The 13,846-nt window shown below is 63.4% G+C and carries 8 protein-coding genes, 1 tRNA gene and 1 rRNA gene (1 of these 10 cut by a window edge); 4 read left to right on the forward strand and 6 right to left on the reverse strand.

Annotated elements, in window-relative coordinates; genetic code table 11:
• The first annotated feature begins 40 nt into the window (after window positions 1-40).
• Window positions 41-661, forward strand: coding sequence for a hypothetical protein (locus tag D4Q51_RS10200; protein ID WP_120077657.1), 621 nt, complete (start codon window positions 41-43; stop codon window positions 659-661).
• A gap of 22 nt (window positions 662-683) precedes the next feature.
• On the opposite strand, the gene D4Q51_RS10205 is transcribed toward D4Q51_RS10200, so the two are convergent.
• Window positions 684-2,189 carry a SulP family inorganic anion transporter gene (locus D4Q51_RS10205; RefSeq protein ID WP_120077658.1) on the reverse strand — a complete coding sequence of 502 codons (1,506 nt, stop codon included), beginning with the start codon at window positions 2,187-2,189 and terminating at the stop codon, window positions 684-686.
• A 238-nt stretch (window positions 2,190-2,427) separates the two neighbouring features.
• Between D4Q51_RS10205 and D4Q51_RS10210 the strand changes: the two genes are divergently transcribed.
• Window positions 2,428-5,283, forward strand: a complete 2,856-nt coding sequence (locus tag D4Q51_RS10210) for a M16 family metallopeptidase (RefSeq protein ID WP_120077659.1) — start codon at window positions 2,428-2,430, stop codon at window positions 5,281-5,283.
• Window positions 5,284-5,286: 3 nt separating this feature from the next.
• Here D4Q51_RS10210 and D4Q51_RS10215 read toward each other — a convergent pair whose 3' ends face one another.
• From D4Q51_RS10215 to D4Q51_RS10235, 5 genes are all read right to left on the reverse strand, one after another.
• Window positions 5,287-5,865, reverse strand: a complete 579-nt coding sequence (locus tag D4Q51_RS10215; protein ID WP_120077660.1) for a cytochrome c — start codon at window positions 5,863-5,865, stop codon at window positions 5,287-5,289.
• A complete protein-coding gene (locus D4Q51_RS10220) occupies window positions 5,862-7,625 on the reverse strand; it encodes an ABCB family ABC transporter ATP-binding protein/permease (RefSeq protein WP_120077962.1) in 1,764 nt (587 codons plus the stop codon). Before D4Q51_RS10220 ends, D4Q51_RS10215 begins: the two co-directional genes overlap by 4 nt.
• Before the next feature lie 125 nt (window positions 7,626-7,750).
• A complete protein-coding gene (locus tag D4Q51_RS10225) occupies window positions 7,751-8,758 on the reverse strand; it encodes an aspartyl protease family protein (RefSeq protein ID WP_120077661.1) in 1,008 nt (335 codons plus the stop codon).
• A gap of 90 nt (window positions 8,759-8,848) precedes the next feature.
• Complete coding sequence (locus D4Q51_RS10230; protein WP_205689485.1) at window positions 8,849-10,330, reverse strand: oligosaccharide flippase family protein; 1,482 nt, start codon at window positions 10,328-10,330, stop codon at window positions 8,849-8,851.
• An 8-nt stretch (window positions 10,331-10,338) separates the two neighbouring features.
• Window positions 10,339-11,328 (reverse strand): glycosyltransferase family A protein, encoded by a 990-nt coding sequence (locus D4Q51_RS10235; protein WP_205689486.1) that lies wholly within the window; start codon window positions 11,326-11,328, stop codon window positions 10,339-10,341.
• A gap of 778 nt (window positions 11,329-12,106) precedes the next feature.
• Between D4Q51_RS10235 and D4Q51_RS10240 the strand changes: the two genes are divergently transcribed.
• Window positions 12,107-13,593 (forward strand): 16S ribosomal RNA (locus D4Q51_RS10240).
• Between the two features lie 180 nt (window positions 13,594-13,773).
• Window positions 13,774-13,846 (forward strand) — tRNA-Ile (locus D4Q51_RS10245) (it continues 4 nt past the right edge of the window).

The following is a 13,846-nucleotide window of genomic DNA, read 5'->3' on the forward strand; positions in this document are numbered from 1 at the left end:
TCGGTAAGGGAAGAAACCTGCCGGCAATGGAGAATGCGGCATGCTGACGTGGGTCGGACAGAACAGCGGCGTCATCAGCGTCTTCATCAGTTTCCTGATGCTGATCGTGTGGATCACCTATCTGCAGATGCTGTTCCTGCAATACAGGGCCAGCCGCCGCGCCTATATCCTGGTCACACGGGCAGCGGGGAAGGGCATTCGCAGCCGTTGCCTCATCACCAACATGAGCCCGCAGCCGGTCTACGTCACCAGCCTGATCGGCACGCTGCACGTTCCGGGCCGCGAGATCGAGCTGGCGCTGACGGACCTGCGCGAACTGCCCGAGGAAGAGCTGCAACACGATCCCCGCTCCCGCATGGGGCAGGGCAGCCTCGGCACCGGCGATTATCTGAACCTGGGCCATTTCGACGAGATCGCGCAGGCCATGCTGGAGGCCAACAACGAGGACGAGATAAAGGTTAGCGAGGTCAACCAGTTGGACCTGGTGGTCGTGGCGCTGACCGCGAGCGACAAGTTGCCCATCGGCGCCGCGCGCAGTTTCCAGTTCGAGCGCAATTCACGGCGCGGAACGAAGGTGCAGCCGCTCAGCATCGCCACCAAGCAGATCAGACAGCGCCGCGCGCGCAAGGCCATCATGCAGAAGGCCGAATACCACACTTGAGGGGGCGGTGACGGCCCCGTCGTCAGGGGTGCGGCGCCAAGCCGATTTCCACGCCGGTCTTGTCGGTCAGGGCGAACTTGTCGACCAGGTCCGCGCTTGCCTCGTTCAGGCCCACCACCTGCACGCTGCGGCCGTTACGGCGCATCCGGTCCACCACCTTGTCCAGCGCGCCGACGCCGGAAATGTCCCAGAAATGCGCCTTCGTCACGTCGATCACCACGTTGTTTGCGGGATCGTCCATGCTGCTTTCCGGGCCGATGGCGTAGAAGAACCGGTCCACGCTGGCGAAGAAGATCTGGCCGGTGATGTGGTAGGTGGCCGTGTCCCCTTCGCGCACCCGCTCCACCTTGAACATGCGCTGCACCTTGCCGGTGAAGAAGATGCCCGACAGCAGCACGCCCGCCAGCACACCCAGCGCCAGGTTGTGCGTCCACACCACGATGATCACCGTCGCCAGCATCACGACGGAGGAGGGCCACGGGTGGTGGCGGATGTTGGGAATGGAATTCCAGCTGAAGGTGCCGATGCTCACCATGATCATCACCGCAACCAGCGCCGCCATCGGGATTTGGCCCACGATCGGGCCGAGCACGGCCAGCAGGATCAGCAGGGTGACGCCCGCGGTGAAGCTGGACAGCCGCCCGCGACCGCCGCTGGTGACGTTGATCACCGACTGGCCGATCATCGCGCAGCCGCCCATGCCGCCGAAGAAAGCCGCGACGATATTGGCCGAACCCTGGCCGGCGCACTCGCGCTGCTTGTTCGATTCGGTGTGCGTCATGTCATCGACGATCTGCGCCGTCAGCAGCGATTCCAGCAGGCCGACAGCTGCCATGGTGAGCGAATAGGGCGCGATGATCTGGAAAGTCTCGACGGTCAGCGGCACGTCGGGAATGATGAAATACGGAAGACCCTCGGGCAGTTCGCCCATGTCGGCGACGGTGTTCACGTCCCAGTTCAAACCGATGGAAAGCGCGCCCAGCACGATGATCGCGACAAGCGGGGAGGGAACGGCCGTGGTGACGCGCGGCAGCAGGTAAATGATCGCGAGGCCGCCTGCGACCATGGCATAGGTCAGCCAGCTCACGCCTTCGTTAGCGAGATTGAGCTGCGGCACCTGCGCCATGAAGATGAGGATCGCCAGCGCGTTCACGAAACCGGTGATTACGCTGCGCGAAACGAACTGCATCATCAGGTCCAGCCGCAGCACGGCGGCAATCGCCTGGAAAATGCCCATCAGGATCGTCGCGGCGAACAGGTATTCCACCCCGTGATCCTGCACCAGCGGCACCACCACCACGGCCACTGCGGCGGTCGCGGCGGAGATCATGCCGGGGCGGCCACCGGTAAAGGCGATCACCATTGCGATCGAGATGGAGGCGTAGAGACCCACGCGCGGATCGACGCCCGCGATGATGGAAAAGCCGATGGCTTCGGGAATAAGGGCAAGCGCCACCACGATGCCTGCAAGGATGTCGGCGCGCGGCTGGCCCAGCCAGTCGCGTTTCAGGGCGGCTGTGTCGATCATGGGAATGTCCGTTGTTTCAGGGCCGCGCGGATCGGGCACGGCAGTTCACGTGAAGGGTTCACCTATATGCTGCAGCGCACAATGCAAGGGTGAAGTCAATAAAGGTCAAGGTCGCGTTATGTCGTTGGCAGAGAGCAAATGGCCTTTGGTCCAGTAGCAATGCCAATGGGTTGCTTATTCGCGGGGGCAATGCTCTAGTTTCACCCTCAACTATTTGTCCAAGGGGAACGGGACCGTGATGAACAAGGCTTTTCTCGCAGCTACTGCCGCAATGCTGCCAATGGCGCTCGCCGCGCCGGCCTGGGCGGAACATCACGAGGAGGCGGAGGCGCAGGCTGCCCCGGCCCTCACCGCGCCGGAAATCGAATTTACCGAATGGACGCTGGACAACGGCCTGCGCGTGATCGCGATCGAGGACGATTCGACCGGCACCGTCACCACATCGCTGTGGTACGAGATCGGCTCGAAGCTCGACCCCGAGGGCCGCAGCGGCTTTGCCCACCTGTTCGAGCACATCCTGTCGCGCAAGACGCGCAACATGCCCTACAACATGATCTACGATCTAACGGCGGACGTAGGCGGCACGCGCAACGCGTCAAACGGCACCGACCGCACCAACTATTACGAGACAGTGCCCGCGCAGTACCTCGAAGCCATGCTGTGGACGCACCGCGAGCGCATGGCATTCCCGGTGGTGGACGACGACGTTTTCGAAACCGAACGCGCCGTGGTGAAAGAGGAATATCGCACCCGTGTGCTGGCACCGCCCTACGGCCTGCTGAGCCGCGTCGTCCTGCCCGAACTCGCCTATGACGACCTGCCACACCGTCGCCCCGGCATTGGCTCGATGGAAGATCTCGACGCGGCGACACTGGCCGATGCGCGCGCGTTCCACCAGGCCTACTACGGCCCGGATACTGCCACGCTGATCATCGCCGGCAATTTCGACATGGGCGAACTTCGTTCGCTGGTGGACGAGTATTTCGCCGACATCCCGCGCCGGATGAACCCGGTGGACGTGACCATCGACACGCGTGAAGATCGCCGCACCAGTCCGCGCTCTGTCACCGTGGCCGCGCCGAACACGCCGCTGCCGATGGTGGGCACGGTATGGCAATTGCCCGAAGCGATGCATCCCGATGCACCCGCCATCGAAGTGCTCAACGCGATCATGGCGCGGGGCGAGAACAGCCGCTTCCACACCGCGCTCGTGAAAACCGGCATCGCGGTGGAGGCGGCGCAATTCGCCAACCTCACCGAGGAAGGCGGGATGCTCGCGCAATATGCCATTACCAATCCGCAGGCCGATCAGCAGCAGGTCGCGACAACGCTTTCGGCCGAGACAGCCCGCGTGCGGGAGGAAATGGTAAGCGCTGCCGAACTGGCCGAGGCCAAGAACGAACTGATTTCCGATTCGCTCCGCCAGCGCGAGACCGCCCGAGGCCGCGCTTTCGAACTGGGCGAGGCGCTGGTCTCGACCGGCGATCCGCGCGCGGCAGATACGCGGCTGGCCGCGATTGCCGCCGTCACCGCCGAGGACGTGCAGCGCGTGGCGCGCGAATGGCTCGATCCGCAGGCGCGGGTGGACATGGTCTACACGCGCGGCGAATTCGACCCGTCGAGCTTCGCCAATCCCGAACCGATGCCAACGTTCCGCACCCTGCCGCCCGCCGTGGGAGAGCCGCTGGAAGTACTGCCTGAAGGCGAGCGCGAAGCCCCTCCTGGACCGGGCGAAGCGCCGGACGTGGCGCCGCCCGCGTTCGAGACCGCGTCCACCAGCAATGGCATTACCGTGATCGCGGCCAAGACCAGCGACGTGCCGATCGCTACCATGACCGTGCTGTTCCCCGGCGGGAGCGCGGCGGACTCGCGCGACCTTTCCGGCGCGGCGGACATGGCCGCGGCTCTCGCCACCAAGGGTACGTCCACGCGCAGCGCGGAAGAGATCGCGGCGCGGATGGAAAGCCTTGGCGCCAGCATCGGCGGCTCGGCTCGCAGCGATGGCACTCTCTATTCGCTTACCGCGCCGGTGCAGAACATGGCGGCAGCGGGCGAGGTCTTTGCCGACGTGATCCGCAACGCCAGCTATCCGCAGGCCGAGTTCGAACGCGAGCGCGCCCGCGCTCTCGATGGTCTTCAGGTTTCGCTGAACGAGCCGGGCTCGCTGGCGGGCATGGTGCTGCGCCCCGTCCTTTACGGCGACGCGCCCTACGGCTCGATCACCGGCGGCACGCCTGTTTCGCTCGCCGCGCTCACCCGTGAAGACCTGCTGGAACACCGCCAGACCTACTGGCACCCCGAAGTCATGCAGATCGTAGCGAGCGGCGGCATCGCGCCTGAAGAGGCCCTTTCGCTGGCGGAAAGCATGTTCGGTGACTGGACAGTCGCCGCCCCTGCTCCGGCCCCGATCGACAGCCCCGCTGGCGCACCCGAAGCTCCACGCACTGTGGTGATCGACATGCCTGACGCGGGACAGGCCGCCGTTCTGCTGGCTGGGCGCGGACCGGAGCGCACCAGCGAAGGCTATTTCCCGCTGCTGCTGGCCAACGCCGTGCTGGGCGGCGGATCGAGCGGGCGATTGTTCGAGGAAATCCGGACCAATCGCGGCCTTTCCTATGGCGCCTACTCGGGCCTCGGCTCGCTGCGTGAAGATCCCGTGCTGCAAGCCAGCTCGCAGACGGCCAACGAGACCGTGCCCGAAGTGGTGGAGGTGATGCTGAACGAGTTCGCGCGCATCGGCACCGAACCGCTCAGCGACGACCTGCTCGACCGCCGCCGCCTCTATTTGCAGGGTGGCTATGCCCGCAGCCTGGAAAGCTCTTCGGGCTTCAATGGCATTGTCGCAGACCTGCTGACGCTGGGCCTCGATCCGTCGGAAGTGTCCCGCTACGCGGAAAGCCTGGAAACGGTCGACGCGGCGGCAGCATCTGCGGCGGCGGGGCAGTATTTCGACCCGGCCAATATCTCGGTGATCGTGGTGGGCAACGCCTCTGCATTCATCGACGAGCTTCGCGCCGTGCGCCCGAACGTCGAAGTCATCCCGGCGAGCGAGCTGGACCTGTTCGATCCGCAAGCGCCGGTGATGGGCGGCTGACGATTACCGGTTCTGGTATTCCTCGGGATACCAGAACACGTCGTGGCAGGCTTTGCACTGGGGCTGCATGTCGTTGACCAGCTGTGTCACCCGCCCTGCGTCCTGCGCGCGGGCGGCGGCCAGCAATTGCTCGGCATGGCGCGCGGTGTTCTGCGACAGTGCGCGGTAGGCGGCCTTGTCCCGGTCCAGCCGCTGCTGGATCGCGGCAAGGTCCGTGCCGACCGGCGCATCGCTGTATGGCCCATCCGCATTCGCGGCGACGAAAGTGCTGGCAGTGGCCATGCGCTGCGTTGCGGCGGCCAGCGCCTGCGCGTGCCGCTGCAGGTCGGCCCAGTTCTGGGGCGTCATCAGCGCAGGGTCGAAATTGCCGAAGTCGTCCATCACTTCCACCTGCATGTTCCACATGGCTTCCATCGGCGGATTGATCTCCTCGATCATCCCGGCGCGAAGGTAATAGGTATCGCCCGCCGCGCTTGCCTGTAGCTGGGCAACCTCGTCCGGCGCAGCGGCGCAGGCCGCCAGCAGGGCGGCCCCGGCGGAAGCGATCAACATGGTGTGACGCATCGTGTCTGTCTCCCTCATTCCGCCGCTTCGGCAACGGCGGTATCCTCACTTTGCTGGCGGTTCCACATCTCGGCATAAAGCCCGTCGCGGCGCAGCAGGTCCGTATGACTGCCCTGCTCCACGATGCGGCCCGCTTCCATGACATTGATCAAATCGGCATCGGCAATGGTCGAAAGCCGGTGCGCGATGGCGATGGTGGTGCGGCCCGAGGCAACGCGCTTCAGTGTGGCGAGGATATCCTGCTCGGTGCGCGAATCGAGGGCGCTCGTCGCCTCGTCCAGCAGCACGATGGGCGGGTTCTTCAGCAGGGTGCGGGCAATCGCCACGCGCTGCTTCTCTCCCCCCGAGAGTTTCAGACCGCGCTCGCCCACTTCGGTTTCAAACCCATCAGGCAAGGCCTCAACGAAGGGCAGGATCGCGGCATCGGAAGCGGCGCTGCGCACCTCCTCCTCGCTGGGATCGTCGCGCCCGTAGGCGATATTGTAGCGGATGGTGTCATTGAATAGCACGCTATCCTGCGGGACGATGCCGATGTTTCGGCGCAGGCTCTCCTGCGTCACCTCGCGGATGTCCTGTCCGTCCACGCAGATGCGCCCCTCCCACGGGTCGTAGAAGCGGAAGAGCAGCCGCCCGATGGTGCTCTTGCCCGCGCCCGAAGGGCCGACAAGCGCCACGGTGCTGCCCGCCGGCGCCTCGAACGAAAGGCCGTGGAGGATCTGCCGCTCCTTGTCATAGCCGAAGCTGACGTCCTCGAAGGTAACCGTGGGGCGCTTCACCACCAGCGCGGGCGCGCCGGGCCTGTCTTCCACTTCAACCTCGCGGTCGAGCAGGCCGAACATGTCCGCCATGTCGATCAGCCCCTGCCGGATCGTACGATAGACCCAGCCCAGCATGTCGAGCGGGCGGAACAGCTGCATCAGGTAAGTGTTCACCAGCACCAGGTCGCCCGGCGTCAGGTTGCCCTGAGACCAGCCCCAGACGGTCCACGCCATCGCGCCGCCCATCATCAGGTTGAGGATGCTCGCCTGCACGATGTTGAGCAGGCCCAGCGAATTCTCGGTCTTGATCGCGGCCTCGGCATATTGCCCGGCGCTGCGCGAATAGCGTTCGCGCTCGCGGTGTTCGGCACCGAAGTATTTCACCGTCTCGTAATTCAGCAGCGAATCGACGGCGCGGGCCATCGCCTGCCCGTCGAGGTCGTTCATTTCCTTGCGCAGCTTCACCCGCCATTCGGTGATCGCCTGGGTAATCCAGATGAAGCTGACCACGGTGACGGCGACGGCCGCCACCAGTTCCCAGCCGAAGATCGTCCAGAAGATCACGCTCACCACCACCAGTTCGATGGCGGTGGGTGCGATGTTGAACAGCAGAAAATACAGCATCGAGCTGATCGACTTGGTGCCGCGCTCCACCACGCGGGTGATCTCTCCCGTACGGCGGGAAAGGTGGAAGCGCAGCGATAATTGGTGGAGGCGCGCGAACACGTCTTCGGTCAGGCCCAGCACCGCGTCCTGTCCCACGCGGTTGAACGTGATGTTGCGCAACTGGTCGAACAGGACGGTGCCGAAACGCCCCGCGGCGTAGGCAATCACCAGTGCCATCGCCAGCCATACGGCGGGATCGCCATCAGCGCTCATGGTGTCGACGGCGCGGGCGTAGGCGAAGGGAAGGGTCAGGACCACGACCTTCGCCAGCAACACCAGAACGGCAGCGCCCACGATGCGGCGCTTCAGGTCTGGCCGGCCCTTGGGCCACAGGTAAGGCAGGAACCGGCGCATCGTCGCCCAGTCGGCGGTTTCGCCATTGGCGGTCTTCGTGCGGGTGCGGTCTCCGAAATCTCTCACCCGCGCAAGGTGGGGCCTTGCGCGGTGAAGGGCAAGCTTGGGCGAATGTCGGGTACGGGCTACCGGATCCGCGTCGCCCTGTCGGGGGTGCGGAACATGTTATCCAGTTGCGCGCCGCGAGGCAGGTCGAACAATACGCGGCTGGAACGGAAATCGATCGCCACGCGCCGGAACAGCCTTAACTCGCTCATGCCCAGGATCATCGCCGGACGATCCGACAGCCCCAGAGCCCCGAACGTAGGCGATTCGGCGAACGAGATGACGATGTTGCTGACTACGGCAGAGCCGAGTTCAAGCTGCCGCACCACCCGTGCCTCGCCGCTGATGCGCACGCCGTTGACGTCGGTCATTACCGAATCGCCCAGGTGCCGGTGGCGACGCAGCCTGTCGCGCAGCGCCATGTTACCGACAGATCCCTGCGCGCCGGTATCGACGATCACGTTCACATCGATTCCATCGACTTCGGCCTGGTGGATGATCAGCTGGCCGAGCCGCTCACGCGCACGCACCACGATATCGAACCCGCGCGAGCCCTGCGAGCCGAGCGAATCAGACACGTGCATCTCCCCGTCATGGAAATCCAGGAGCACCCGCTGATCCTGTAATGAATCGAGGCCAAGGATGCCGTCCGCGCCGCCGATGTTGGCACCTTCCACCAATGGCGCGGTGCGGATCGTCATGTTGCGCTCGCCCAGCTTGAATTCAGGCACCATGGTGGTTTCCACTGGGCGGCGGCTGGCCATTCCCACCAGCGTTGCGGGCGCGCGGTCCATCAGTTGCAACTGGTCTGCCAGCGCGCGGGAAAGCACGGTGGCCTGCGCGCCGGTGTCGACCATGAATTTGAACGGCCCTTCGCCCATGATTGTGACGGGCACGGTCATGCGGCGATACCGCTCTATCTCCATCGCGATGATATCGACGATGGGCGGGGTCTGCTGCGCGATCTGTTCGGGGGTCGCGGTGCGCGGTTCGGGCTGCTGCGGCGGCTCCACGGTATTGGCCGATGCTGAACCCGGTGTCAGGGCCAGCGCCCCCGCGACGGCGATTGCTGAGGCAATCCGATGCATGGTCTCTCTCCCACCCGCCGGGCGAGTCCCATCACTGGCGGGCTTGTGCCATAGAGTACCACGCTGGGGGCCTTTGCCCAAATAGCTCTGTCAGGATGCGGCGCGCGGTGCCGGAACCAGCCTGTCCAGCCCGAACCGCCCCAGCGCCAGGCTGGCGAAGTGGTGAATCTCGAAATAGGCCGGATGGCGGATTTGCCGCAGCGCGAGGAGCCACGCCGCAACCCCGACCAGCGCCGCACCGCACACTTGCACGAAGCCCGCCTCGATCGCAGGCGCGACGTATATATAGGACAGCCACGCCGGCAGCACGGCGACGCCCGTCACCAACGCGGACTGCAACCAGATGCGGATAAGCGCGCTCCAGCTAAAGCCCACCACGGATTGCAGGAAAGGCGCATGGATCGCCAGCCATGCGAAACCATAGGCAACGCGGCTGGCAGCGGCTGCCTCCAGAGAGAACATCGCACCGATGGCCAGCAGCACCACGGAGACGGCGGTATCGAGGCCGAATCGCCACAGTAGCGGACGGGTTCGCTTGAGCAGGATCGGCAGCTCCACATGGAGGGGCAGGGCAATCATCAGGATCTGCGCCATGGCGATCCATTCCAGCGGCCGCGCCGCGCCTAGCCAGCGCTCGCCATAAAGGATGTTGACCACCGGCACCGAACAGGCGGCAAGGCCCGCCATCGTGGGCCAGGTGATCGCGGTGAAGCTGGCCGTCACCCGCTCGTAATGCGGCCCCAGCGCATCGCCCCTGTCGCGAAAGCGGGCGAAGGCGGGGTAGAACACTGTGGTCATCCCGCCGCTCACCAGCCAGCGCAACTGCCAGGCAAGGCCGTAGGCTCTGGCGAAAAGGCCCACGGCCACGGTATCGAGCAGGCGGCCGATCAGCAGTTCCGGCAAGCGGGAGCCCAGTTGCGACATCCCGTTCAACACGGTCGAAAAGCCGCCGAAACGCAGCACCGGCATCGCGCCTGTTACGCGCGGCGGAATCGGCAGGCGGCCGCCGATGCGCCACTGGGCAATGGCCGCCCTCGCGACCTGCTGGGCAAAGGCACCCCAGGCGAGCGCAATCGCGCCGTAGCCGTGCCAGGCCAGCGTGATCGCGACCGCAGCATTGGTGAGCACGACGCCGATCTCGATCATGGTGTTGCTCTTGAAGTCCATGCGCCGGTGCAGCAGCGCCATGGGCACCGTTGCCAGCGGCACGAAGAAATAGCTTGCCGCCACCACCAGCAGCAGCGGCAGCAGGCCGGGCAGATCGTAGAAGGCAGCGGCAGGCCAGCTCAGCAGCACGCAGGCGATGGCAATGGCCCAGCTGATCGCCAGCGACACGGTAAAGGCCGTGCGGATACCGTCCTCGCCCAGGTCCGGCTCCCCCGCGACGTAGCGGTTGATGCCGAACTCCTGCAGCACGGCCAGCAGGGAGACGAAGGAGAAAGCGATGGTGAACAGGCCCAGCTCATCGGGATCGATGAACCACCGCGCCAGGATGACACTGGCCGCGAACTGGATGGCGAAGGCCCCCATCTGGCTCGCCATCGCCAGGAGGGCTGCGCCCCGCACGCTCATCGAGGCACTCATGCTGGCACTGCCCGGCTATCGATGCGCGGCTCTGTCTCGGAAACACCGGCGCCGCGCGCATTACGGCGGCGGCGGAAAGCGAGCATCGGGCCGGCGAGCGCGGGGGCGAGGGACCACAGCGCGAAATAGACCTGCCACACGCGGCCCAACTCAGGCGCGGCATTGGCTCTCAGGTCGGCAAGGGCTTTCCGGTCACCGGATATGATTCGGTCTGCGGCAAGCCCGAATCGCAGTTCGCGGGCGTTCTCCGCGATCATGGCCCGTGCCGCGTCTGCTTCCGGCGCATTTTCGGGCAAAGCTTCCAAGGCTTTTTCGAACGTGCGGATATTGCCTTTCAGCATCTTCAGCTCGGACGCGGAGGCAGAGGCGCCGCGCACGCGGTAGTCGCCCAGCACCTTGTCTATATAGAGAGCGTGCCCGCCCAGCAGCATCAGCCGCACCCACAGGTCGAAATCCTCTGCGTGTGTCATGCTGGTGTCGAACCCGCCCACCGCATCGAAATCCGCGCGTCGGAAAGTCGACCCTATATAGACGCCGAAACTGCGATCCAGCACGTCGGCAAGAGTGCCGCGCACGCCGTCACCCTTTCCCTGCCGGGATGCAAAGCAGTTCCGCTCCTGCCGAACCGCTCCGAATATGCGGGCGTTCACTGTAACGAGCCGCGCCTCGCTATCCGCCTCCAGGGCATCGCAAGTCTCGGCCAGGTAGTCGGGTCGGAAGATGTCGTCCCCGTCGAGCAGCGCGACGAGCGGAGCCGTCGTCATGGCAATGGCGCGGTTGCGCGCAGTCGAGACGCCGGCGTTGTCGGTCTGCAGCAAGGTAATGCGGGAATCGCCGAGGAACGGCGAAATGGCTCCGGCGACATCATCCGGCGCGCCGTCGTCGACCACCACGCACTCCCAGTCGCCCATGGACTGCGCCTGAAGCGATTCGAGTGCCTCTCCCACCAGGTGCGCCACGCCATAGGCAGGCACGATCACGGCCACGCGCGCACGCGCACGCGTAGAAGAGGGGCGGGGCAGGGGGTGGGTAAGCGAGTCCATTCCATGCGCGCATTACCCGCGCGGGCGTAAAGATTGGCTCAATGGCATGGGAGATTCGCGATTCGAGCATTCAAATGCGGTGGGATCGAATCCCGGAACCGCGCTTCCTGCCGGTCTGCCGGCCCAGCTCGGGGCGATTCAGGCTCTAAAATGCCGTGATCACGTCGATTCATCCCGCCTGAATCGCAAAATCAGCCCGCGAGAGCTCGGAGACTACAGGGGGAAAGCGCATGCCAGCGCCTTCCGCGCCAGAGAAAATCGTTTGTTTTCAGTGGCTCGGAGAGAAAAACGTCATTTTTGAAAGAAAATTGCAAAAAGGCCGTTGACCGAATCCCCGACCCCGCCTAGATGGGCTCCACCGACGCGGCGCTGACGGCTTCCACCGCCACTTCGCATCGGTCGCCAACTTAGTCGGATAGCCGGATCCCCCGGTGCAAATCGGGGAACCCTTAGCTGTCCGCCTTTAAATGTTGAGTGGCTCTTTGAAATCGTTGGTTTTTGATGAAGGGACATGTGGGCGACGGCGCCCCGTCTGCGAAACTCAAGGTCGCAGTAACGGGTAACCAAGCCGACGCCGCATCCTGATGGAGCTCCACGCTCTGTCTGTGATGATGCATGTTCATTCGTATCCATTACGTTTGACAGTGCAGGTATCGGCTCCTTGAAGCTCATGCCAAGCAGGTCGATGGGGTTTTCCCCATGCCTGTTTAGTATGTGACACAAACTTGAGAGTTTGATCCTGGCTCAGAACGAACGCTGGCGGCATGCCTAACACATGCAAGTCGAACGAACCCTTCGGGGTGAGTGGCGCACGGGTGCGTAACGCGTGGGAACCTGCCCTTAGGTTTGGAATAACGTTCCGAAAGGAACGCTAATACCAAATAATGTCTTCGGACCAAAGATTTATCGCCTTTGGATGGGCCCGCGTAGGATTAGCTAGTTGGTGGGGTAAAGGCTCACCAAGGCGACGATCCTTAGCTGGTCTTAGAGGATGATCAGCCACACTGGGACTGAGACACGGCCCAGACTCCTACGGGAGGCAGCAGTGGGGAATATTGGACAATGGGCGAAAGCCTGATCCAGCAATGCCGCGTGAGTGATGAAGGCCTTAGGGTTGTAAAGCTCTTTTACCAGGGATGATAATGACAGTACCTGGAGAATAAGCTCCGGCTAACTCCGTGCCAGCAGCCGCGGTAATACGGAGGGAGCTAGCGTTGTTCGGAAATACTGGGCGTAAAGCGCACGTAGGCGGCTTTTCAAGTCAGGGGTGAAATCCCGGGGCTCAACCCCGGAACTGCCCTTGAAACTGGATCGCTAGAATATTGGAGAGGCAAGTGGAATTCCGAGTGTAGAGGTGAAATTCGTAGATATTCGGAAGAACACCAGTGGCGAAGGCGACTTGCTGGACAATTATTGACGCTGAGGTGCGAAAGCGTGGGGAGCAAACAGGATTAGATACCCTGGTAGTCCACGCCGTAAACGATGATAACTAGCTGTCCGGGTTCACAGAACTTGGGTGGCGCAGCTAACGCATTAAGTTATCCGCCTGGGGAGTACGGTCGCAAGATTAAAACTCAAAGGAATTGACGGGGGCCTGCACAAGCGGTGGAGCATGTGGTTTAATTCGAAGCAACGCGCAGAACCTTACCAGCCTTTGACATCCTTCGACGGTTTCTGGAGACAGATTCCTTCCTTCGGGACGAAGTGACAGGTGCTGCATGGCTGTCGTCAGCTCGTGTCGTGAGATGTTGGGTTAAGTCCCGCAACGAGCGCAACCCTCATCCTTAGTTGCCATCATTTAGTTGGGCACTTTAAGGAAACTGCCGGTGATAAGCCGGAGGAAGGTGGGGATGACGTCAAGTCCTCATGGCCCTTACAGGCTGGGCTACACACGTGCTACAATGGCATCTACAGTGAGCAGCGATCCCGCGAGGGTTAGCTAATCTCCAAAAGATGTCTCAGTTCGGATTGTTCTCTGCAACTCGAGAGCATGAAGGCGGAATCGCTAGTAATCGCGGATCAGCATGCCGCGGTGAATACGTTCCCAGGCCTTGTACACACCGCCCGTCACGCCATGGGAGTTGGTTTCACCCGAAGGTGGTGCGCTAACCGGTTTACCGGAGGCAGCCAACCACGGTGGGATCAGCGACTGGGGTGAAGTCGTAACAAGGTAGCCGTAGGGGAACCTGCGGCTGGATCACCTCCTTTCTAAGGATATTGGCGGAAAGCGCCGGGCCTCGTGCCTGGAAGTGCTTCCTCCTCTTCCAAAGAACATTGCCGTCGTCCTCATGTCCTTTCATCACTGGAGAAACGCACAGCGTCAGTTGTGTGTTTGCGCCTGAGCTGGCTCACGCCGCCCGCGGCCTTTTGGCCAGCGCTGGCACGTGTGGGCCTGTAGCTCAGTTGGTTAGAGCGCACCCCTGATAAGGGTGAGGTCAGTGGTTCGAATCCACTCAGGCCC

This window comes from Aurantiacibacter odishensis (genome assembly GCF_003605195.1).
GTDB lineage: Bacteria > Pseudomonadota > Alphaproteobacteria > Sphingomonadales > Sphingomonadaceae > Alteraurantiacibacter > Alteraurantiacibacter odishensis.